Here is a 23,795-nt window from a genome sequence, read left to right as displayed (position 1 = left end):
GTAGACTGAAAGCCATGCCTTCCACCACCCTGCCCGACAGCGCCAACACGGCCGGCCCCAAGCCCGCGGTGTACGGCCAGTCGGACCGCCCACCCCGGGGTGACTATGCGCGGGGCGGGCAGGTGCATGCCGACTACACCTGCCCACAGAATTACGCGGCCTACACCGCCGAAGACCACGACACCTACCGGCGCCTGTACGCGCGCCAGTCAGCGTTGATTGAAGGACGTGCCTGCCAGGCCTTCATCAACGCCCTGCCCCGCCTGGGTGCCAGCGACGCGATTCCGCGCTTTGAAGACATCAACGACCGCCTTTTCAAGGCCACCGGCTGGCAACTGGTGGGCGTGCCGGGGTTGATTCCGGAAGTGCCGTTTTTCACGCTGCTGGCCAACCGCAAGTTTCCGGTGACAGACTGGATCCGCACGCCCGCCGAGTTCGACTACATCGTCGAGCCCGACATCTTCCACGACCTGTTCGGCCATGTGCCGCTGCTGTTTGACACGGCCTATGCCGATCACATTCAGGCCTACGGGCAAGGCGCGCTGAAGGCACATGCGCTGGAACACGGGCCGCAGCAGATCACAGGCGCAGTGGAAATGCTCTCGCGGCTTTACTGGTACACGATTGAGTTCGGCCTGGTGCGGGAGGGGCCGCAAGGCGCGGTGCGAGCCTATGGCGCCGGCATCCTGAGCAGCCCGGGCGAACTGGTGTTCAGCGTGGAAGCACTGGAAAGTGCGGGCGGGCCGCAACGCCTGCCGCTCAGCGCAGAAGCCGATCTGCTGCGCTGCATGGCATCCACCTACAAGATCGACAGCTACCAGCAGCAGTACTTTGTGGTCGACAGTTTTGAGGCACTGCTGAACCTGACGGCGCCCGACTTCACGCCCTATTACCGCTCGCTGAGCAGCGCGGTGGCTGCAGCATCCCCTCAGGGCTGAGCCGCCCAGTCCCTCAGCGCCGCGCGGGTCTGCTCGGTCAGATCGCCCAGCAGGGCCACCTGCTGCGCCGCATCGGCCGGCCACAGCCCCTGCAGGCAGGATTGCTCCAGCGCAAAACAGGCGTCGCTGAGCGCCTCGGCACCGACGTTCGACGCCGCCCCCTTGAGCGCATGCGCGGCTCGCGAGAGGGCCATACTGTCATGCGCCACCAGGGCCTCGCGGATGTCGTCCATGCGGGTGGGCGCATCGCTGGCGAACAGCGCAATCACCTCGCGTGTCATCGTCAGCGCCTCGTCGTCAAACTCGCGGAACTGCTCCAGCCGGCTCCAGTCCATCAGCACCAGTGCACCAGCTACCTGTACGGCCACCGCCTCAACATCTGCACCTTTATCTTTATCTGCAGGCGCCACCGGCGCAGCTTCGGCGGCCGGCGCGAGGATGCGCGCCTCATCGCCGGGCTTGCGGGCGTAGCGCGCCAGCGCTTCGGAGAGCTCGTCGATGCGCAAGGGCTTCGGCAGAAAGCCGACCATGCCGGCGGCCAGACAACGCTGGCGGTCTTCTTCCAGCACCGAGGCGGTGAGCGCGATGATGGGCGGCGCAGCTGTTCCCCAGGCGTTGATGATCTGCCGCGACGCGGCAAAACCATCCATCACTGGCATGTTGGCGTCCATCAGAATTGCGGCAAAGGGGCGCACGCCGGGCACCGCCCGCATGGCCTCTGCCACACGCTCGACCGCCTCCCGGCCGTGAAGGGCAGTGGCCGCCTCAAAGCCCAGCTTGGCCAGCATGGCCACGGCCACCTTCAGATTCACGGCGTTGTCATCAGCCACCAGCACCAATTGATCCCGCACCACGGCCTTCACCGGGGTCGCCGCCGCTTTGGCCGCCACCTGAGCCGTGGCCACGCGGGCAATTGCCTCGAACAGCTGCGACTGTCGGTAGGGCTTGAGCAGGCGCGCATCGAACACCTTGGCCTGCTCGCCAGTCGGCATGGTGCCGGAGGTCAGCAGGATGATGGGCGTGGCCGGTTGCGTCTGCCGCAGCGTCTGTGCCAGCGTCTGGCCGTCCATGCCGGGCATGTGCATGTCAGTGATGACCACGTCCACCGTGGCGGTGCGGATCCACTGCAGCGCGTCGGCAGCGTGCTCGAACAGCATGGGCTCCATGCCCCAGCGCCGCAGCTGCTTGTCGAGAATGCGGAGGTTGACTTCGGTGTCGTCCACCACCAGCGCACGCTTGCCGGCCAGACTCACCATGCTCAGCTGCGACAGCGTTGACACCTCCGGCGCGTCGGCCTGACCGACCCGGGCGGTGAACCAGAAGGTGGACCCCTTGCCCGGGGCGGACTCCAGCCCGACCTCGCCGCCCATCAGCTCGGCCAGCCGTTTGCAGATGGCCAGCCCCAGCCCCGTACCACCGTATTTGCGGGTGGTGCTGGTGTCCACCTGGGTGAAGGACTGGAACAGCGCCGATTGCCGGTCTGCCGGAATGCCGATGCCGGTATCTCTGACGCGGAACTCCACCAACGCGGTGCCCGCTGGCGCCATACCTTCGTCGCGCACATGCGCCGACACGATGACCTGACCCTTGTCGGTGAACTTGACCGCGTTGTTCACAAAATTCAGCAACACCTGCCGCAAGCGCGTGACGTCGCCACGCACCCAGGCGGGCAGTTCGTCGCCCATATCCACCAGCAGCTCCAGCCCCTTTTCGCGGGCTCGCGGTGCGCTGATGTCGCAGGCCTCCTCGATAGTGGCCATCAGGTTGAGCGGCTCGTCTTCCAGCTCCAGCCGGCCCGACTCGATCTTGGAGAAATCCAGCACGTCGTTGATGACGCTCAGCAGCTGGTCGCTGGACACCCGCATGGTGTGCAGGTAGTCGCGCTGCTCGTCATCCAGCGGGGTGTCGGCCAGCAGGGTCGTCATGCCGACCACACCATTAAGCGGCGTGCGGATTTCGTGGCTCATGGTGGCCAGAAAGGCCGCCTTGGCACGCGCCGCCGCCAGCGCATCTTCACGCGATGCGGCCAGCTCTGCGGTGCGGCTGGCGACGCGCGCCTCCAGCGTCTCATTGGCTTCACGCAAGGCCACGGTCTGCGCCTCGATCTCGGCGCGGTTGCGCACCAGCTCTTCGGCGCTGTCGTGCATGGCCTGCGAAAGCTGGCGCACTTCGGTGATGCGGGCGCGCGATTGCACCGGCGGCACCTCGGCACGGGCCAGTTGCGCGGCGGCAGCGCCCAGCCCCCGGAAGCGGCGGCTCAGCCGCCAGGCCAGCCAGGTGGCCAGCAGCGCACCAACCACCAGCGTCAGTGCCATCACCCACAGGGTCTGGCGCAATGCGGCCTGTGTGGCGGCCGCGAAATCGCTCTCGGGCGCCACCACCACCAGACTCCAGCGCAGCCCCACGGCTTCGCCAAAGGGGCGCAGCACCACGATGAGCGCGTCGTCGCCCTTGGGCACGCGCTTGAGGAAGGCGACGCGCTGCACGCTGTCCGGCAAGGTCTTGCCCAGACTGCCAACCACCTCCTGGTAAGCGCTGCGGGTGATTTCGTTGCGCACCTGCGCCGGCGTCACACGCTCGGCCCTGGCGCCTGCACCGGTGAGCAGCGGGTCGATGGTGGAGCTGGCCACCAGAAAACCCTTCTCATCGACGATGAAGGCGCTTCCGTGTGCGCTGATCACCATGGTTTGCAACAGTTCGCTGAGCGGCTTGAGCTTGAGGTCTGCAGCAAACACGCCGAGTACCCCGCCGTCGCCGCCATACACCGGCTGCGCCAGCGTCAGTAAAAGTTGCGCTTCGCCAGTCGCTGCGTGAACCGGGGTGAATACACGCCCCTTGTTCTCCATCGCCGTCTGGTACCAGGGCCGGGTGCGCGGCTCGTAGTTGTCGGCCTCTGCCGGCAGCGCCTTGCTGCGGTCGCCCGGAAACTCGGCATTGAAAAACTGCCGGCTGGTACCCGCCTCGGCGCGCGCAGCCACCCGCATCAGTGTGCTGCCGCCCTGCGGCACCGCCTCGACGCTGCGGTACTCGCCCCGGTAGCCCGCCAGATAGAGGCGCGACACCCCGGCGGTCATGCGGGTCATGGCAAAGGCGGTTTGCTCGAACAGGTCGGGCCGCTGCACCAGTTGCCGCGCACGTGAAAGGTCGGAACCTGTCGGCTGCTCATGCAGCAAGCCATTGAGCACCACATGGGCCTGGGCCAGATGTTCTTCGGTGCCTTTCTGGACCCGCTGGGCCAGGTTTTCGACCACCTTCTCGGCCAGTGTCTGCACGGTTTGCACATTGCTCCGGTACAGCATCCAGCCCACGCTGGCCGCTGGCACCAGAGAAAACACCAGCAGGCTGCCGACCAGCACGGTGCGCAGCGACCAGGTGCGGCCGCTGTCCTGTGCGGTGCCCGCTGTCGCCTCACTGTTCATGCAAGGCCCAGGATTTCCACCGCGTCGGTGGGCTTGCTGCGTCCCGGCAAGGTGACCATGGCGCGCCGGCCGGTGCGCACCGCGCCGGTCACCAGCCGCACGGCCTGCGCGCTGGCGGCAATGGTCCAGTCCAGTCGCGGCTCGCCCTTGAAGAGCTGTAGTGCCGTGGCGACCGTGTCACCGACCGGCGTGGTCTGCCCGGTGCGGCTGGTCAGGCCGTCGAGCGCCGCAAACGCCACCGGGCCGCTGTGCAGCGCCACCCCCAGCGAAAACGGCGGCAGGCCCCGGTCGGCAAAGTGCTGCTTCACGTGGACGTCGATGCGCTTGGAAGCGTCAGCCAGCCCCATCGCCGCGCGGGTGGCGCGCAGGCCGTGGTTAACCGAGTCGGTGTCGTGCGACTGCACAAACACGCTCAGCATGCCGTTGCCGACGAACTGCATGTAATGCGCGCCAAACAGGTACACCGTGTCGCCGACACTGGCATAGAGCTTTTGCACCAGATCGCCCAGTTCGCCCGCCGACAGGCGCTCGGTCCACAGGCTGTAATCGCGCATGTCGGCAAAGAGCACCGTGGCGCTGTCGTATTTCTCGCTGTCCTTGACCGGGCCGCCATCGGGCCACTGCTCGGCCAGCATCTGGGCCAGCCGCTTTTCATAGAGCTCGCCGATCATCTGCGCCTGGGTTTCCAGCGCCTCCTGCAAGGCCTTGCCCAGGCCTTCGGCACGCATGGCCTCGGCCCGCGAGAGCTTGTTGAGCTGCGCACTGACCGCCTCGCGCAACTCCTGCGGCGCAAAGGGTTTGGTGAGGTAATCGTCGGCGCCAGTGGTCATGCCCTGGCGCATGTGGCTCCTGTCCTGCAGCGAGGTCAGCAGGATCACCGCCGTGCCGGCCAGCTCCACGTCGTTGCGCACGCGGTCCAGCACCTCAAAGCCGTCGAGCAGCGGCATCTGCACATCGCTCACCACCAGCTGCGGCTTGAGTTCGCGAATCAGCGCCAGGCCCTTGGCGCCGTCTTCGGCGGTCATCACCTCGTGACCCTCTTTTTTCAGCACCTGACTCACCAGAATCCGGGTGCCGGCGTCGTCATCTATCACCACAATCAGGGACATACCGAACTTTCACGCTCTTGTTGTTGAATGGCCAGCCGCCAGGCGCCGGGCACACGGGTTCATTGTCACGTCCATTGTCACGATTAGTAACCACCACAACAAGCACAACCGGCTGGCAACTGGATGGTATCCGCCGCTTGCTGCCTCCAAAGTCATCCAACGTCACAACACCCGCACCCGCCATCGCCTGATGGCGCCCGGCGGCGGCCCCTGCCTGTTTAGCGCTGATACAACACCAGGCCGTCCATCGGAAGAATTACGGCGATTTATCCTCCAGAATGAGGAGGTAAAAGTTTGTTACCTCGCTTACGATGCCCACGCTGACGGAACTCCCCCTGATCACCCACCGAAGCACCAAGGTGCTGATGGTGATGGACGTGGTCGAGTCCGTCCGGCTGATGGAGCTGGATGAAGATGACTTTGTACGGCGATGGCAACAACTGGTGGCCCATGCGGAAACGCAGGTGCTGCCGCTGCATGGCGGGCGTATTGTCAAAAGCCTGGGGGACGGGCTGATGCTGGAATTTGCCAGCGCCCAGAGCTGCACCAAGGCGGCGTTCATGCTGCAGCAGTTCAGCCAGCAGGCCAACGCCGGGCAGCCTGCCGACAGGCGCATGCACCTGCGCATGGGCGGGCACGTGGCGGAGTTTGTCGCCGACAAGCACGACATCTACGGCACGGATGTCAATCTGACTGCGCGATTTGCCTCGCTGGCAGAACCGGGCGGGCTGGTGATCAGCGCCGAGCTGCGCGACCTGATCCCGACCGGACTGGATGCCGACATTGAGGACATGGGTGAGTGTCATCTCAAGCATGTTCCTGAGCCTGTCCAGCTGTTTCGGGCCTGGCCGGTGGGCGACAGAATCAAGCCGCTGGCTGAAGAGACAGAAGCGGGTGATTTCCGGCCCACCATCGCGGTCATCCCGTTCGAAGCCCGATCCAACGAACCAGAGCATTTTGTCGTCGGCGAACTGATCGCGGACGGCGTCATTGCGCAGCTCTCGCGCAGTGCCGACTTGCGGGTGATCTCACGACTGTCCACCTCCGCCTTCCGGGGTCGGACCAACCTCGTTTCGCAAGCAAGCAGCCGACTGGCGGCGTCATACGTCCTTTCGGGCAGCTATGTCGTCAGCGGCAACCGCATCCTGATCACCACCGAATTGTGCGATGCCCGCAGGGGGGACGTCATCTGGGCGGAACGGGTGTCAGGAGACACCGGGGACCTGCTCGAGGCCGAGAGCGCACTGATCAACACCATTGCATCGGCCGCCAACCGGGCGCTGGTCGATACCGAAGTGCAGCAGTCACTGGTGCAGCCCATGCCGCGCCTCGACAGCGGTTCTTTGTTGCTGGGCGGAATAGCGCTCATGCACCGCTCGTCGGTGCGGGACTTTGACCGGAGCAGGCAGGTGCTTGAAGCGCTGCAGGATCGGCATGGCCGGTCCGCCACGCCACGGGCATGGCTGGCCAAGTGGTACACCATGCGGGTCATTCGCGGCTTCAGCGACTCCCCCAAAAAAGACACCGCCCTGGCGCTGGAGCAGACGCGGCGCGCGCTGGACCTGACACCCAACAACGCCCTGTCGCTGGCAATTGAAGGGTACGCCCGTTGCCAGCTGCTGGGTGACTCGGCGCTCGCCGAGGCGCGGATTGCCGAAGCCATCGCGCTCAATCCGAATGAGTCCATGGCCTGGCTTTACCGAAGTGTGTGGTCGTCCATGTGGGGATCGTCCGAGTCCTCCATCGACGAGGCCGTCGTGGCTGCAAAGCTGTCGCCGATTGATCCCCTGAAGTATTTCTACGATTTGATTCTGGCCACTGGCTATCTGATTCACCGGGACTACGACAAAGCCATCATGCTCGCCAGGCGGTCATTGACCATGAACAGGCGCCATCAACCGGCTTTGAGAACTTTATTGATGGCGCAGACCGAAAGCGGGGCGACCACTGACGCGCTGGAAACGCTGATCCTGCTCAAGCAGGAGATGCCCAACCTGACCGTTTCGAGCTACCTCGGAATGGGCAGCGCCACCAGTGCGGCGCGGCAACGTTTTGCCAATGCACTCCGAGCACTGGGTGTGTCTGAATTCTGAAAACAGGGAGTAACCATGTCTTTATTGAGCGTGATGGGTGGCGGTGTTGGCGGCGGTGTGGGGGGTGGCGTCGGGGGTGGCGTCGGGGGTGGCGTCGGAGGTGGCGTCGGAGGTGGCGTCGGAGGTGGTGTGGGGGGTGGCGTAGGCGGTGGGGTTGGAGGGGGCGTGAGTGCCAGCGAGTCGCCGCTCGTCGCAGGCGCACTGAACCTCAATCGCGCCGCATTGGCCGGCCCGTTCCAAGGCGCCACCTTGCCCATCGACCTGCCGACACCGCTGGACAAACCCGCGCGGCTGGCGGATTGGGCTGCTGCGCCGCGTCTTCTGGTCTGCGAACTGGAGCTGCTGTCGGGGCTGCACTTCAGCGACCAGCAGTCCAGGGAAAGCGTTTCTCTCGGCTTTGTGGACCTGGACAGGAAATCGCTCAAGTCGCAAACGCTGGTCACGCTCACCCGGCCCACCGAAAAGATCTTCAAACAACAGCTGCCGCTGGTGGCCGATTACGCGGCACTGCGTGAAGACCGGGGGGCCGAGATTCTTTCGCAGATGACCGGTGGCCTTGATTTTTTTGCCTCGGTCATTGGACTGCAGGCGCATCGCCACAAGTACACACTGGAGCTGATCTCGCTGGCGATGTCGGCGGCCCTGCATGTCGAGATGCGCTTCAAGCACGCATTCGCCTGCCCACGGCCGGTGTTGCTGTCGCCGCAGATTCAGCCCATGATCCCCACACCCGGCCACGCCAGCTGGCCCAGCGGACACGCGACCGAGGCCTTCATGACGGCGGTAGTATTGCAGGCGCTGATGCAGGCGGCCAGCTCGACCGGCAAGCCCTACGAAGAGCAATTGCAGCGACTGGCTGCCCGCATTGCCGTCAACCGAACCGTCGCAGGTTTGCACTACCCGGTGGACAGCGCCGTGGGCCGGCTGCTTGGCACGGCGCTGGGCGAGTTTTTTGTGGCGCGATGCACCGGGGGGAAGCTCCATCAGCGCGGCTTTGCCGGGCCGAAATTCCAGAACGCTAAAGGCCATGCGGTGGACTTTGACCTGCGCGTTTCCATGGACGATAACAAGAGCGGCTACTACCAGTGGCTGGCTTCGGCTGGCACCGTGGCGGCATCGCCGTTGATGGCGTTCATGTGGCACAAGGCGGTCGATGAGTGGAAGCCCTCCAAGTAAAGCCCCACGGCACACGGAGCACGCATCATGAAATGGACACCGCTTCCCAAGGGGCGCTTCACCGGCATCGACTGGGCCCGACCCGATGCGACCACAGGCTTTGACCCCTATCTGGTCTGGGCTGAGGCCACCGGTTTCGAGGGCTACGCGCGGCACCGCCCGCCGCGCTGGCTGACACTTGCGATTGAACTCCGTCCGGGCCATTCGGTGGCCCAACTGGAGGCCGCGGCCTCGCCTGCCTGGCTGCGGATTCCGCCGGTGTACACGTCACGCGCCGCACCGGCCGGTCTGAGCTTCTGCACGGCGCGCGTCAAGCCGGACTTTTTCAGGCACATCGCGCCCGGGGGCGTGCTGCACCCACTCATCAAACGATTCGAGCTGGGCATGCCGCTGGGCACGGATACAGATGGCGACAGCGACGAGCATCAGACCCGAGGCTCGGCCCCTGCAGACGGGCCACTGCTCAAGGGAAAGGTGCTGGGCCTGATCGACAACGGCCTGGCCTTCGCCAACACGAATTTCCTCACGCGCCATGGCACGCCGGGGAAGGCGCGCACGGCGTACTACTGGCGACAGGACCACAAAGGTACCGGCCGCAAAGGTGTGGGCCGCACGCCAGCCGCCATGGGCTATGGGCGCGAAATCACTGCCGCCGAGATGAATCTCGTCATGAAGCGCCTGACGTTCAACGGCCTGGTCGACGAAGCCGCGGTCTATCAGCACTTCCAGATGGGCATGCCTTTCGAGAAACAGGCCAACCACGGCACGCACGTGATGGACTTGGCCTGCGGGCCCCGAACGCTTGTTGCGCAAACGGGTGGGCCCGATGCGCCGCCGAGCTGGGCCTGGGCCGACGACGACGCCAGCCGCGCCACGCTGGTTGCCGTGCAGCTGGACTTCGACACGGTCAAGGATCCTTCGGGTGGCTCCGTGAATGCACAGGTGCTCGATGGCCTGATGTACATCCTGTCGCGCTGCGATGCCAGGGCCCAGGTGACCGTCAATATCAGCTGGGGCACCCTAGGGGGCCCGCACGACGGCAGTTCGGTGCTGGAAGCCGCGATGGACCAGCTGATTGCCTTGCGCAGCGGCCGCCTGCAGATCGTCGTGCCAGCCGGCAACAGCTATCAGAGCCGAACGCACGCCGACAGCACCCTGAAAAAAGGGGAGAGCGTGACGCTGCACTGGCATTGCCAGCCAGGTGATCTGACACAGAATTTTCTTGAGTTGTGGGTGGCGCCTGGCGCCAACGGTCTGGAGATCGAGGTGACGCCCGCCGGCTGGGAGCCGATGGCGCCGCTGCAAATCGGGCAGGCCGGCATGTGGGTCAACCCGGAAGGTGAACCCCTGGCGGCATTAATCTACCCGGAACGCGTTGCGACCGGCGAACACGGCACCTGCGCGCTACTGGCCACTGCACCGACATTCAGCTTTGACGCCACCGAACCCACCGCCCCGGCCGGCGCTTGGCAGGTCAAGCTGACCAATCGCGCCCGTGACGCCGTGACCTTCGACGCCTACGTCGAACGCGACGATGACATTGCGAGGCTGAACACCGGGGCCCGGCAGTCGTACTTCAATGACAGCCACTACGACACCAGCGGCAACCCGGGGTCGTTTGTCGACCATCCGGACAACCCCACACCGATACGCCGCAGCGGGAACTTCAACAGCATCGCCACCGGACGCCACACCGTGGCGGTTGGCGGGACACGGCTGTCCGATGGCAGCTGGGCCCGCTACTCGCCCCGAAAACCAGACCCGGACCATGCGCGGCCTCAGCGCCCAAGCGTGGTGAAAATGCCGGAAACAAAAGCCGCCAGCGATGAGAACCCGGTTTTGCAAGGCGTGCTGGCGGCAGGCACTCGCAGCGGTGCTGTGGTGCGCCTCAAGGGGACGAGCGACGCTGCGCCTCAAGAGGCGCGCCGTGTGATCAACAGCCTGTAGTCGTGCGGCTTACCAGCGGGTGGGCAGCTTCTTGCGCAGCGTAATGCGTTTGACGCCCATTTCAATGTAGCCACCCTTTTCCAGGTCCTTCAGCAGGCGGCTGACCATCTCGCGCGAGGCGCCGACCCGGCTGGCAATGTCCTGGTGGGTGATGGATTCGAGTGTCACGCTGTCGCCGCTGCGCGTGGCAGACAGGTCTTTCGGGTCTTCAAGAACGCCGACCAGTCGGCTGTACACATCGAGCAGCGCCATGCTGCGCGCCGCCTCGGTCGCATCTCGTGCCCGGCGAATCACCTGCACCACCAGGTTGATGGCAAAGCCCGGGTCTTCCACCAGGTGCTCGCTCACGTCGGAGCGGGCCAGCACAGCGAAGGTGCAGGCCTCCAGCGTGATGACCGAAGCCGACCGCGGCCCGCCGTCCAGCGACATCTCGCCGAAGTAATCACCGGCGTGGATGTGCCCGTAGGTGATTTCGCGCCCGTTGTTGTCCATCGCGTAGACCTTGACGCTGCCTTTGAGCACCACAAAAACCGTATCGCCAATGTCGCCTTCGTTGATCACGATGGTCTTTTTGGGATAGCTGCGAACCACCCCGCGCAGCGCAAAGGCGCGCAACTCGGGCGTCAGGTGGGCGTAGAGACCTTCATCAGAGGGGCTGGAAGGCTCGAAGGCGTCTGGCAATGTGCTGGAGGGCATAGTGCCCCGTAATCTAGCACGGCCGGGAAACCGGTAAATAGTTGCTTGAAAATGCCTGTCAGTGCATCGGCACCGAGTGCTCAGGGGCGACCGGCGGCAAGACCGCCAGCCGATTGACCAGTTCGCGCACGCCGCTGGAAGCGGTCTTGGCGCAAAGGCTGCGCACATGGCTGCGTACGGTGGAAACAGCCACATTCATCTGCCGTGCGATCTCCGGCGCGCCCAGCGAGCCACACAGGTGAATCAGCACCTGCTCTTCGGTGCGGGTCAGCTGGTGGCTGCGTGAAAACGCGGCGAACAGGCCCGAATCAGATACGCCAGCGCGTGAAAACAGCAGCGCCAGGTGCTCGGGCGGTCGACCGGAGGGATGCCTGAGCGGCAGCAGCGCCAGCGAAAAAGCCGAACCCGTGGCTGCGGCAAGCAGGCGTATCAGCTGGCACCTGCCGGCCAGCGCCCGCCCCAGGGCCTGCTGGAAGGTCAGCGCATCTTCAGGGCGAACCCAGTCCAGTTTTCCGGCGTCGATACGCAGCACTTCGGCACAGGCCAGCACCCGCCGGGCCGACTGATTGACATGCTGGACCTGGCCTTGCCTGTCGATGACGATGACGCCATGCGCCAGCTCATCGAGCAGCAGGGGCAGCCACGCATCGGGTTCGGTGGATTCGCTTGCCACGTCGGGTACATCAGGCAAATGAGGCGCCTCAGGCATCAACAGCGCTGCGGCAGGATCAGAAAGGTCATCGAGTGGCGCGGCTTGAAGGGTCACTGAGGCATCCATTCCTTGAAATGGACAAGCATAAAAATGAAGTGGCCAAACAGATAGTGAATCTGCGGAGCGATTCACGTGACAAATTCACCAGATAAGGCTGTTCGCCGCAGCCCGTGTGCAGCCTTCAGGGTCAGGGCGTCGGCGGTGCCAGCAATGCCAGTGTGCCGTCCATCACCTCCGGCAGGAACGCCATCTGCACGTGTGCTGCGGCAGGCACCCGGCGGTTGTCAGCTCCGGCCAGAATCGCCGTGGAGGTGGGAAACACGATGTTGTCGCAGTTCGAATACCAGCAGGTGAAGAGGGCATGGCGGCCTTCGGGCATGCCCTGATCGAGTTGCTGCTGCCAGTCCGACTGCAGCCGCATCTGGCGGGTGTTGTGCCCATGTCCAAAACGCGCCAGCCACGTACCGCCGTGCGGTGTGCCAATCGTGACGATGCGATGCACGCGCGGCTCAGCCTTCATGTGTTTGAGCCAGGCGCGTGCGGCGAGGCCACCCATGCTGTGGCAGACCAGCAGCGGGGCCAGCCCGGTGGCTTCGGTGATGCGGGTCACGGCGGCGTCTATGGCGGGCACGTAGGCGTCAATCGACCCGAAGACCGGCTCCAGTGTCAGCGCGATAAAGGGATGGCCTTCCGTACGAAGGCGTTTCAGCCACGGGTTCCAGAAGCCGCGGTTGCAGAAAAACCCGTGCACCAGCACCACACCGCGGCGTCCTTCGCAGGTCGGGCCACTGGCCTGGTCAGGAACTTCGGCAGCACGAAAGGGCTGGCGCCAGCAGAACACCTGCGGCGCCACCGTCGACTCACCCACCCAGGCCTGCAGCATCGACCACAGCGTCGGCGGCGGCGCCGGATCGCGGTGGTTCAGGCGCCAGGCGAAAGCGAACTCCAGCGCGAGAACCGCAGCGTGCCCGAACACCACCACCAGAAAACCGGCCAGCGCCAGCCCGGGCGAGCGTGGGTAGAAATACCCCAGCCAGCCCAGCGCCAGAACCAGCAACAGAACCGTAATGAAGCGTTGAAGACGGGCCAGCATCACTCAATCAAGCGGAGATGGAGAGCCAGTACCCGCCGATGTGGGACCGACTTCAGGCGAGTATGACATCGCGCCCCGACAGCCGCCGGGCCAGCTGCTGCGCGAGCCGGTTCACCACGCCATAAATCGACAGCTGCGGGTTGGCGCCAATGCTGGTGGGGAACAGCGAGCCATCGTGAACCGACAGGTTGTCGAGCTGCCAGTGCACGCCATCGGGCCGGGTGACACCCGTGCGTTCGCGATCGGCCATGCTGCATCCACCCATCACGTGGGCACTGACCACCTTGGTCAGGCCCGGTTTCATCGGCAGGGCATTCACGGCATCGCGGGCCTGCGCCCAGGTGGTGTAGGGCGTGGCCATTTCATGCAGCGGCAGCACCTGCCGCGCACCAGCCGCGAACTGGATTTCCATCATCGACAGCAACGCGCGGCGGGCGCCATCCATCACATAGTCGGTGAGCGGATAGTCGAGTACAGGCGATCCGTCACCACGCAGCTTGACATTGCCACCCGCAGACTGTTCATGGAAGCCGTCACGAAGAAGTGCCAGCAGGGTGTGGCTGTGGGGAAACGATGTCAGCAGATCATGCTGAGACTGACCATAGCCGGGCACCGTCGAGGCGAAGATCACCGGATGCAGCGGCGGCGCTTCCAGCTTGTAGCCCATGGGCCCGTCAATTGGGAGGGTGTCAAGAAAGTGATCGGTGTAGATGGTTTGGGGAGCGCCCGTCCATGCCTCCACCTTTTGCGTGAACACACTCGATGACATGACGACCGGATGCAGCGTGGTGTGCGTACCCAGCACGCCATGCGGGTCGGGCGCGCCGGAGCGCAACAACACCCCGGGGGAATTGATCGCACCGGCAGCCAGCACGTAGTGCTTTGCAACGATACGCGTCATGCCAGCCGGTGCTTCAGCGCCGTTCGCTGTCACAGGCCGGCAGACCAACGCAGTGACGCGACCATTGGCCATCTCGAAGCGCTCGGCACGCGTTTCAATCAGTAACTCGGCACCCAGATTCAGCGCCGCCGGAATGGTTGTCACCAGCATCGACTGCTTGGCATTGGTCGGGCAACCGAGGCCGCAGGAGCCGAGATTCCAGCAGCCTTTGACGTTGCGGGAGATCGCCGCAGCGGGAATGCCGAGCGCCATCGCACCACGCCGCAGCAGGTCGTTATTCTCGTTGGGTGCCGTGAGCCAGGGCGTGATGTTGAGGCGCTTTTCGGCCTGGGCAAAGAATGGCGCCAGACGCTCCGGCGTGTAATCGCCCAGGCCCTGGTGTTCCTGCCAGAACTTCAGCGTGGTCGGCGGGGTACGGAACGAGCTGGTCCAGTTCACGGTGGTCGAGCCGCCAACACACCGGCCCTGCAGGATGTTGATGGCCTTGTCTTCGGTTTTTCGGGCCGCGCTTTCCTGGTAGAGCGAGGGATAGGCTTCCGACTCTTTCTGGTTGAAGTCGGAGCTGCTTTTGAGCGGCCCCTCTTCAACAATCATCACGCGCAAGCCTGCCCTCGCCAAAACCTCGGCCGTGATGCCGGCACCGGCGCCGCTGCCCACAATCGCAACGTCGCACGATAACTTCTCGGGTGCCGGCGCACGCGCACCGCCATGCACTTTCCAGCCGCGTGCCAGCCCCTCCTGAATCGGATCCGGATGACGACTCATGACCTCAAGGGCCTGGTCGCGAGGCTCAGCACAGGCTCACACATTCAATGGCCCTGGATAGCCGAGCAGTGCCCACGTCGCGCTGTCGGAAAAATAGGCGCCTGCGGTGATGTCGTGCAGCGCGGCATAGGCCTGCTGCCTGATCGCCAGACCGGAAACACGCATGCCCTGCAGCGCCTGCTGGATGTCCGCCACGCTGGCGGTCGCCCACGGCGTGGCAAGGCCAGTCATCACCAATCGGCCGGGCGCACTGGCCAGCAGCGACAGCAGTTGTGACAGTTCGGTTTGTGCATGCGGTGCCAGACCCTGCGCCAACACATCAATGCGCGCGAGCAAGCCCTGCAGCGCGATCTGGCGCGGTCCTTCCTGATCAGGCAGGCTCTTGTCGAGAATCCCGCGCCCCATCGCAGAGAAAACCTCGCGGCCTGCATCGGTCAGCACGCCCGTGTGGAGGCCCGGGCGAAGCAATGCCGCGGTACCGCCCGCGACAGCCAACACCGCAGCGGAAGCGATACCAAGCGTGAGAAGGGTTCTGCGCTGCATGCAGGCAGTTTCGCATGGGGCTGTTGCAGGCACTAGAGAATGGCACCTAGATAAACTCGGGGTTTCCATGGACGACTCGTCAAAGCCCGCAGCACAGCAGATTCACGAGGCACTGGAGCGCGTGTTCAAATTGCGGCAGTTGCGCGCACACAATCCCGCCCTGGTGCAGGCCAGCGTGGCCGTCAAGCGGTTCCAGGCCTTGCGCTTCAAGGCCACTTACAGCGACCTGCTGAGCCATGTGCGATACCAGCAGGCTGCGCAGTTCTTCCTCCAGGAGCTTTACAGCGAAGCTGACTACGCCGAGCGCGATCAGCAGTTTGCGCGCATTGCCAATGCAATCGCGCGCATCTTCCCCAAAGCCGTGGCGGAAACGGCGGCTGCACTGGCACGGGTTCACGCGCTGACCGAGGCGCTGGACGACCAGATGGCGCGAGCGTGGCTTGTGCAGTCATCATCAACGACACACGCCATCAACGGCATGGATTGCGCCCGTTATCTTCGCTGTTGGCGCGCAGTCGGCGATGAGCCGTCACGGCTTGAGCAACTGGAAGTCGTTCTGCAGTTGGGTAGGGAACTGGACCGGCTGACGCGCAAGCCAGGTCTGCGCACGCTTCTCAAAATGATGCGCAGGCCGGCCGATGCGGCAGGGCTGTCTTCGCTTCAGCGCTTTCTGGAGTCAGGCTTTGATGCGTTTGTGGCCATGCGTGGCGCCAGCAAATTTCTCAAAACCATTGATGAACGCGAGCGGGCGTGGATTCGCGCGCTTTTCACCGAAGACACTGTCGCCTGTGAGACGCGACTGGCCCATTTGCTGGCTGCTGCGGGCCCGCACTAGGACAAGCCCCATGCGGATTTGACGGGGCGGCTCACAGAATACGGACAGGAGATCGTATGGACAAGTATTGGCTCAAAAGCTATCCCGAAGGCGTTCCGCAGACCGTGGATCCGGAGCAGTTCCACTCGCTCAATCAGCTGCTTGAAGACTCATTCCGCAAGAATGCCGCAAAGCCTTTTTCGGTTTGCATGGACCGCTGGATGTCGTACGCGCAGCTGGATGCATTGTCAGCCGCCATGGGAGCATGGCTGCAGAGCCGGGGGCTCGAACCCGGGGCACGCGTAGCGATCATGTTGCCCAACGTGCCGCAGTTTGCAGTCGCCATGGCAGGCATTCTGCGGGCGGGTTACACCTGTGTGAATGTGAATCCGCTCTACACACCGCGCGAGCTGGAGCACCAGCTCAAGGACTCGGGTGCCACTGCGATCATCATTCTCGAGAACTTTGCAGCAACCTTGAGCGAGGTCATTGAACGCACGCCAGTGCGGCATGTTGTGATGGCTTCGATGGGCGATCTGCTGGGTTTCTGGTTTGGTCGCTGGATCACTTTTGCGGTGCGGCACCTCGCGAAACTGGTGCCGGCGTACAAGCTGCCGCTGGGCGACGGACGAACGGTGACACCCTTCAATCGTGCGATTGCGGAGGGCGAGCAGTGCGCACTCAAGCCGTCTTCGAGCACGCTCGACTCCGTTGCATTTCTTCAATACACCGGCGGAACGACAGGGCTGTCCAAGGGAGCGGTGCTCACCCATCGCAACATCGTGGCCGCCATCCTGCAGGCGGAAGCATGGTTTACGCCGGCGCTCAAACGTATCGGCGATGTGAGCAAGACCAACAACATTGCGGCGCTTCCGCTGTATCACATCTTCGCGCTGACACTCAGCCTGCTCACCATTCGTTGGGGCGCACATCTCACGCTGATTCCCAACCCACGCGATGTGGGCAAGTTTATCGAGGTGCTCAAGCGCCGGCCATTTCATCTGCTGCCGGGCGTGAACACCTTGTTTAATGCGCTTCTTCAGCATCCGCAAATCAAGGGGGTTGACTTCTCACATCTTTGCGTGTCCCAGGCGGGGGGCATGGCGGCATCGGCGGGGACGGCGCGGCAATGGCTGCAGGTGACGGGTTGCGCGATGGTCGAAGGCTGGGGCATGAGCGAGACCTGCGCCATCGGCACCAACAACCCGGTCACGAACCGCGACTTCACGGGTACCATCGGCTTGCCTTTGCCGGGAATTGAGCTGGTGATGAAGGACGATGACGGCAATTCACTGCGAGCCGGCGAATCGGGTGAGATCTGTATCCGCGGTCCACAGGTGATGACCGGGTACTACCGTCAGCCGGCAGAAAGCGAAAAGGCGTTCACTGCAGATGGTTTCTTGCGGACCGGCGACATCGGCATCATGGACGAGCGTGGCTACACCCGCATCATCGACCGCAAAAAGGACATGATCATTGTTTCAGGCTTCAATGTCTTTCCGAATGAGCTTGAAAATGTGATCTCCCTGTGCCCCGGCGTTGTGGAATGCGCAGCCATTGGCATTGCAGACGACAAGCAGGGCGAGGCCATCAAGGTGTTTGTTGTGAAGAATGATCCGACGCTCACCGAAGAGCAGGTGGCCCGCTACTGCCGGGACAATCTGACGGGTTATAAGCGGCCCAAGTACATCGAATTCCGCGACGATCTGCCCAAAACCAATGTGGGCAAGATTTTGCGACGCGAGTTGCGGTCAGCGGCTTGATGGACAACGCTTACGATATGAGGGCGGTGTAGATGGGTACCGACGTGCCTGTCGCTCCGGTGAATCCAGCTGTTCGACTGCCTCTCGGAATCCAGGTCTTCGAGAGAGGGTGGTTGTCATCCAACAACATCCTGCTGACAAGTGACGAGCAGACGACGCTGGTCGACAGTGGTTACTTCAGTCACTCAGAGCAAACGCTTGCATTGGTCAAGTCTGCCGTGGGCGCAAGACAGCTCGACTTTTTGGTGAATACCCATCTTCACAGTGATCATTGCGGTGGGAACGCGGCCCTGCAGCGACAGTATCCCCAGATGCGGACTCTGATTCCGCCCGGTCACGCGGCGGAAGTGAGGGACTGGGACCCGGTCGCCCTGACTTACACACCAACAGGTCAGACCTGTCCGCAGTTTCGGTTTGATCAGACACTTCAGCCGGGGACAGAAATTGCGTTTGGCGCTGCTGTCTGGGAGGTTCACGCAGCTGCAGGCCATGATCCTCATTCGGTCATTCTGTTTGAGCGCCGGAATCGCCTACTCATTTCGGCCGATGCTTTATGGGAGAACGGTTTTGGCGTGGTGTTTCCGGAGCTGGAAGGCATTGACGCGTTTGCCGCGGTGGGCGCTACGCTGGATTTGATCGGCCAGTTGGATCCGAAGATCGTGATTCCAGGTCACGGCAGGGTGTTTCCTTTTCGCCAGGAGATTCTTGATCGCGCCCGGCAACGACTCGATGCGTTCATCGCTAACCCGCCACGGCACGCGAACCATGCCGTGAAAGTGTTGCTGAAGTTCAAGCTGCTGGAGTTGCAGCAGTTACCTGTTGCAGATTTTGTGCGGTGGGCTGTGGCCACGCCTTACTTTGCACAGATCAACAGCTTGTTTTTTCCGGACAAGCCGATGGCATCGTGGATTGAACAGCTCATCAGCGAGTTGGTGAAATCTGGTGCCGCCAGCCGGAGCGGTGATCTGGTGTTGAACGCCTGATTGCAGGCCCTGAGCTCGCGCATCGCACTGCACGGGACCATGATGCATCGAGCACATTGACCAGCGCAACTCGTCATTCATCCCTCACCGTTCATCCGCCGGCGAAGTACTTACTTCAAAATCGGGCGCACAAAAGAAAACGCCCCGCTGATCAAAAATCAACGGGGCGTTCCTTGCTGTAAGAGCCTGACGATGTCCTACTTTCACACGGGAATCCGCACTATCATCGGCGCTAAGTCGTTTCACTGTCCTGTTCGGGATGGGAAGGAGTGGTACCAACTTGCTATGGTCATCAGGCATAACTTGTTGACAGATTGTTGAAACAACAATCCATCGAATTCATAGAGCAAATCAGCTTTTATTTAGATTCACACAGCGGCTAGGCTGTGCATTTTGAATGCGTCAACTTGGCATAACAACTTCGAATTAATCAAAGTTATAGGGTCAAGCCGCACGAGCAATTAGTATCAGTTAGCTTAACGCATTACTGCGCTTCCACACCTGACCTATCAACGTCCTGGTCTTGAACGACTCTTTAGGGGGCTCAAGGCCCCGGCAGATCTAATCTTGAAACGAGTTTCCCGCTTAGATGCTTTCAGCGGTTATCTCTTCCGAACTTAGCTACTCGGCAATGCCACTGGCGTGACAACCGATACACCAGAGGTTCGTCCACTCCGGTCCTCTCGTACTAGGAGCAGGCTTCCTCAAATCTGCAGCGCCCACGGAAGATAGGGACCAAACTGTCTCACGACGTTTTAAACCCAGCTCACGTACCTCTTTAAATGGCGAACAGCCATACCCTTGGGACCGGCTACAGCCCCAGGATGAGATGAGCCGACATCGAGGTGCCAAACACCGCCGTCGATATGAACTCTTGGGCGGTATCAGCCTGTTATCCCCAGAGTACCTTTTATCCGTTGAGCGATGGCCCTTCCATACAGAACCACCGGATCACTATGTCCTGCTTTCGCATCTGCTCGACTTGTCAGTCTCGCAGTTAAGCACGCTTATGCCATTGCACTATTAGCACGATGTCCGACCGTACCTAGCGTACCTTCGAACTCCTCCGTTACACTTTGGGAGGAGACCGCCCCAGTCAAACTGCCTACCATGCACTGTCCCCGATCCAGATAATGGACCTAGGTTAGAACCTCAAACACACCAGGGTGGTATTTCAACGTTGGCTCCACCAGAACTAGCGTCCCGGCTTCAAAGCCTCCCACCTATCCTACACAGATCTGTTCAAAGTCCAATACAAAGCTACAGTAAAGGTTCATGGGGTCTTTCCGTCTTTCCGCGGGGAGATTGCATCATCACAAACATTTCAACTTCGCTGAGTCTCAGGAGGAGACAGTGTGGCCATCATTACGCCATTCGTGCAGGTCGGAACTTACCCGACAAGGAATTTCGCTACCTTAGGACCGTTATAGTTACGGCCGCCGTTTACTGGGACTTCAATCAAGAGCTTGCACCCCATCATTTAATCTTCCAGCACCGGGCAGGCGTCACACCCTATACGTCGACTTTCGTCTTAGCAGAGTGCTGTGTTTTTAATAAACAGTTGCAGCCACCGATTTTTTGCAGCCTCATTGGGCTCCCCAAGTAAATGGTTCACCTACTAAAGGCACACCTTCTTCCGAAGTTACGGTGTCAATTTGCCGAGTTCCTTCTCCTGAGTTCTCTCAAGCGCCTTAGAATACTCATCTCGCGCACCAGTGTCGGTTTGCGGTACGGTCGTGTGTAGCTGAAGCTTAGTGGCTTTTCCTGGAAGCAGGGTATCACTCACTTCGTCTGCAAGCAGACTCGTTATCACTCCTCATCTAAGCCCGGCGGATTTACCTACCAGGCACGACTACAAGCTTGAACCAACATATCCAACAGTTGGCTGAGTTAACCTTCTCCGTCCCCACATCGCACTACACATCGGTACAGGAATATTGACCTGTTTCCCATCAGCTACGCATCTCTGCCTCGCCTTAGGGGCCGACTCACTCTACGCCGATGAACGTTGCGTAGAAAACCTTGCGCTTACGGCGAGGGGGCTTTTCACCCCCTTTAACGCTACTCATGTCAGCATTCGCACTTCTGATACCTCCAGCAGGGTTTACACCACCACCTTCACAGGCTTACAGAACGCTCTCCTACCACTTGCAATAAATTGCAAATCCGCAGCTTCGGTAACTGGCTTAGCCCCGTTACATCTTCCGCGCAGGACGACTCGATCAGTGAGCTATTACGCTTTCTTTAAATGATGGCTGCTTCTAAGCCAACATCCTGACTGTTATAGCCTTCCCACTTCGTTTCCCACTTAGCCAATTTTAGGGACCTTAGCTGGCGGTCTGGGTTGTTTCCCTCTTGAGTCCGGACGTTAGCACCCGGTGCTCTGTCTCCCAAGCTGTACTCATCGGTATTCGGAGTTTGCATTGGTTTGGTAAGTCGCCATGACCCCCTAGCCAAAACAGTGCTCTACCCCCGATGGTAATACTTGAGGCACTACCTAAATAGTTTTCGGAGAGAACCAGCTATTTCCAAGTTTGTTTAGCCTTTCACCCCTATCCACAGCTCATCCGCTAGTTTTGCAACACTAGTCGGTTCGGACCTCCAGTGCGTGTTACCGCACCTTCATCCTGGCCATGGATAGCTCACTTGGTTTCGGGTCTACACCCAGCGACTGATCGCCCTATTCGGACTCGATTTCTCTACGGCTACCCTATTCGGTTAACCTTGCCACTGAATGTAAGTCGCTGACCCATTATACAAAAGGTACGCAGTCACCCCTTGCGAGGCTCCTACTTTTTGTAAGCACACGGTTTCAGGATCTATTTCACTCCCCTCCCGGGGTTCTTTTCGCCTTTCCCTCACGGTACTAGTTCACTATCGGTCAATGATGAGTATTTAGCCTTGGAGGATGGTCCCCCCATATTCAGACAGGATTTCTCGTGTCCCGCCCTACTTTTCGTTAGCTCAGTACCACAAGTCTCTTTTTGCATACGGGGCTATCACCCGCTATGGCCAGCCTTTCCAGGCTGTTCTGCTAAGAGTCTTGCTATCACTAACAGGCTTCTCCGATTTCGCTCGCCACTACTTTCGGAATCTCGGTTGATGTATTTTCCTCGAGCTACTGAGATGTTTCAGTTCACCCGGTTCGCCTCGCATACCTATGTATTCAGTATGCGATACCCCGAAGGGTGGGTTTCCCCATTCAGAAATCTCCGGATCAAAGCTAATTTGCCAGCTCCCCGAAGCTTATCGCAGGCTATCACGTCTTTCGTCGCCTATCATTGCCAAGGCATCCACCATGTGCTCTTATTCACTTGACCCTATAACTTTGATTTCTCAAGTTATCTTCAAGGAATGATGTCTGGTCTTTCACCAGACGCGTTATGCCGTATCTTTCAATTCGATTTAATTTGCATTAAGCCGAAATCAAAAGTTTATTTTGACGCAATCAAAAATCTCTAAATGTTGCTGGCGGCACGGTCTGCACTAAACCTTTACGAATGTGCAGTTTCCACCAGCAACGCTGATTTAACTCTATGAATTTTTAAAGAACAGCCAATAATTGAAATGAATCAATTAACACAAAGCATCCTCAAAGAAGATGCTTTGCACTAACGATTTCCGTCAGGACATCAAGATAAGTGGTGGAGGATGACGGGATCGAACCGACGACCCCCTGCTTGCAAAGCAGGTGCTCTCCCAGCTGAGCTAATCCCCCAGGATTCAAACGACTTCAAACCTGATTTGGTGGGTCTGGTTGGGCTCGAACCAACGACCCCCGCCTTATCAAGACGGTGCTCTAACCAGCTGAGCTACAGACCCTCTCGATTCAGCGTTGAACTCTGAAGGTGGCACCAATTAGATTAAAAAATCAAACTGAAAGCCAATGCTGTTGTGAAGACAACAGCCGATAAGAATGGGCGTAAGAATTTGATTGCATATTTCCAGAAAGGAGGTGATCCAGCCGCACCTTCCGATACGGCTACCTTGTTACGACTTCACCCCAGTCACGAACCCTGCCGTGGTAATCGCCCTCCTTGCGGTTAGGCTAACTACTTCTGGCAGAACCCGCTCCCATGGTGTGACGGGCGGTGTGTACAAGACCCGGGAACGTATTCACCGCGACATTCTGATCCGCGATTACTAGCGATTCCGACTTCACGTAGTCGAGTTGCAGACTACGATCCGGACTACGACTGGTTTTATGGGATTAGCTCCCCCTCGCGGGTTGGCAACCCTCTGTACCAGCCATTGTATGACGTGTGTAGCCCTACCTATAAGGGCCATGAGGACTTGACGTCATCCCCACCTTCCTCCGGTTTGTCACCGGCAGTCTCATTAGAGTGCCCAACTAAATGTAGCAACTAATGACAAGGGTTGCGCTCGTTGCGGGACTTAACCCAACATCTCACGACACGAGCTGACGACAGCCATGCAGCACCTGTGTTACGGTTCTCTTTCGAGCACTAAGCCATCTCTGGCGAATTCCGTACATGTCAAAGGTAGGTAAGGTTTTTCGCGTTGCATCGAATTAAACCACATCATCCACCGCTTGTGCGGGTCCCCGTCAATTCCTTTGAGTTTCAACCTTGCGGCCGTACTCCCCAGGCGGTCAACTTCACGCGTTAGCTTCGTTACTGAGTACTAATGCACCCAACAACCAGTTGACATCGTTTAGGGCGTGGACTACCAGGGTATCTAATCCTGTTTGCTCCCCACGCTTTCGTGCATGAGCGTCAGTACAGGTCCAGGGGATTGCCTTCGCCATCGGTGTTCCTCCGCATATCTACGCATTTCACTGCTACACGCGGAATTCCATCCCCCTCTACCGTACTCTAGCTAT

General features: G+C 60.9%; 14 protein-coding genes, 2 tRNA genes and 3 rRNA genes. 7 read left to right on the top strand and 12 right to left on the bottom strand.

What is annotated here, in order from left to right:
* Positions 1-14: 14 nt before the first annotated feature.
* Entirely contained in the window at positions 15-938 is a 924-nt protein-coding gene (gene phhA, locus AAG793_RS15665) for a phenylalanine 4-monooxygenase (RefSeq protein ID WP_341909858.1), read from the top strand.
* On the opposite strand, the gene AAG793_RS15660 is transcribed toward phhA, so the two are convergent.
* Both AAG793_RS15660 and AAG793_RS15655 read right to left on the bottom strand, forming a co-directional pair.
* Complete coding sequence (locus tag AAG793_RS15660) at positions 929-4,357, bottom strand: response regulator (RefSeq protein ID WP_341909856.1); 3,429 nt, start codon at positions 4,355-4,357, stop codon at positions 929-931. The two genes, phhA and AAG793_RS15660, sit on opposite strands and share 10 nt — an antisense overlap.
* On the bottom strand, positions 4,354-5,466 hold the full coding sequence (locus AAG793_RS15655) for a response regulator (protein ID WP_341909854.1): 1,113 nt from the start codon (positions 5,464-5,466) through the stop codon (positions 4,354-4,356). The genes AAG793_RS15660 and AAG793_RS15655 overlap by 4 nt, the downstream gene beginning before the upstream one ends.
* Positions 5,467-5,777: 311 nt before the next feature.
* On the opposite strand from AAG793_RS15655, the gene AAG793_RS15650 reads away from it, so the two are divergent.
* From AAG793_RS15650 to AAG793_RS15640, 3 genes are read left to right on the top strand one after another with little or no spacing between them, the layout of a single operon-like run.
* Positions 5,778-7,559: an adenylate/guanylate cyclase domain-containing protein gene (locus AAG793_RS15650; protein WP_341909852.1), complete on the top strand. Its 1,782-nt coding sequence runs from the start codon at positions 5,778-5,780 to the stop codon at positions 7,557-7,559.
* A gap of 15 nt (positions 7,560-7,574) precedes the next feature.
* Entirely contained in the window at positions 7,575-8,735 is a 1,161-nt protein-coding gene (locus AAG793_RS15645; RefSeq protein WP_341909850.1) for a phosphatase PAP2 family protein, read from the top strand.
* A 27-nt stretch (positions 8,736-8,762) separates the two neighbouring features.
* Positions 8,763-10,682: a hypothetical protein gene (locus tag AAG793_RS15640; protein WP_341909848.1), complete on the top strand. Its 1,920-nt coding sequence runs from the start codon at positions 8,763-8,765 to the stop codon at positions 10,680-10,682.
* A 9-nt stretch (positions 10,683-10,691) separates the two neighbouring features.
* Here AAG793_RS15640 and AAG793_RS15635 read toward each other — a convergent pair whose 3' ends face one another.
* From AAG793_RS15635 to AAG793_RS15615, 5 genes are all read right to left on the bottom strand, one after another.
* Positions 10,692-11,378 (bottom strand): Crp/Fnr family transcriptional regulator, encoded by a 687-nt coding sequence (locus tag AAG793_RS15635; protein WP_341909846.1) that lies wholly within the window; start codon positions 11,376-11,378, stop codon positions 10,692-10,694.
* A 58-nt stretch (positions 11,379-11,436) separates the two neighbouring features.
* Positions 11,437-12,144 (bottom strand): PAS domain-containing protein, encoded by a 708-nt coding sequence (locus AAG793_RS15630; protein ID WP_341909844.1) that lies wholly within the window; start codon positions 12,142-12,144, stop codon positions 11,437-11,439.
* A gap of 133 nt (positions 12,145-12,277) precedes the next feature.
* Positions 12,278-13,183, bottom strand: coding sequence for an alpha/beta fold hydrolase (locus AAG793_RS15625; protein ID WP_341909842.1), 906 nt, complete (start codon positions 13,181-13,183; stop codon positions 12,278-12,280).
* Positions 13,184-13,235: 52 nt separating this feature from the next.
* A complete protein-coding gene (locus AAG793_RS15620; protein ID WP_341909840.1) occupies positions 13,236-14,849 on the bottom strand; it encodes a GMC family oxidoreductase in 1,614 nt (537 codons plus the stop codon).
* 36 nt (positions 14,850-14,885) lie between these two features.
* Positions 14,886-15,392 (bottom strand): hypothetical protein, encoded by a 507-nt coding sequence (locus AAG793_RS15615; protein WP_341909838.1) that lies wholly within the window; start codon positions 15,390-15,392, stop codon positions 14,886-14,888.
* A gap of 67 nt (positions 15,393-15,459) precedes the next feature.
* On the opposite strand from AAG793_RS15615, the gene AAG793_RS15610 reads away from it, so the two are divergent.
* The 3 genes from AAG793_RS15610 to AAG793_RS15600 are packed head-to-tail and all read left to right on the top strand — an operon-like array spanning position 15,460 to position 18,952.
* Entirely contained in the window at positions 15,460-16,227 is a 768-nt protein-coding gene (locus tag AAG793_RS15610; RefSeq protein WP_341909836.1) for a hypothetical protein, read from the top strand.
* Positions 16,228-16,283: 56 nt separating this feature from the next.
* Entirely contained in the window at positions 16,284-17,969 is a 1,686-nt protein-coding gene (locus AAG793_RS15605) for an AMP-binding protein (RefSeq protein WP_341909834.1), read from the top strand.
* Between the two features lie 32 nt (positions 17,970-18,001).
* Positions 18,002-18,952, top strand: a complete 951-nt coding sequence (locus AAG793_RS15600; RefSeq protein WP_341909832.1) for an MBL fold metallo-hydrolase — start codon at positions 18,002-18,004, stop codon at positions 18,950-18,952.
* A 184-nt stretch (positions 18,953-19,136) separates the two neighbouring features.
* Here the strand turns inward: AAG793_RS15600 and rrf are convergent.
* The 5 genes from rrf to AAG793_RS15575 form a co-directional block, all read right to left on the bottom strand.
* A 5S ribosomal RNA gene (gene rrf, locus AAG793_RS15595) occupies positions 19,137-19,249 on the bottom strand.
* A 143-nt stretch (positions 19,250-19,392) separates the two neighbouring features.
* Positions 19,393-22,272, bottom strand: a 23S ribosomal RNA gene (locus tag AAG793_RS15590).
* Between the two features lie 322 nt (positions 22,273-22,594).
* Positions 22,595-22,670: transfer RNA gene (locus AAG793_RS15585), tRNA-Ala, on the bottom strand.
* A 27-nt stretch (positions 22,671-22,697) separates the two neighbouring features.
* Positions 22,698-22,774: transfer RNA gene (locus AAG793_RS15580), tRNA-Ile, on the bottom strand.
* 126 nt (positions 22,775-22,900) lie between these two features.
* Positions 22,901-23,795, bottom strand: a 16S ribosomal RNA gene (locus AAG793_RS15575); the annotation flags it as partial.

This window comes from Polaromonas sp. YR568 (genome assembly GCF_943372955.1).
Lineage (GTDB): Bacteria > Pseudomonadota > Gammaproteobacteria > Burkholderiales > Burkholderiaceae_C > Polaromonas.
Note: the sequence above shows the minus strand (reverse complement) of the source record. Positions and strands in the feature narration are given on the sequence as shown.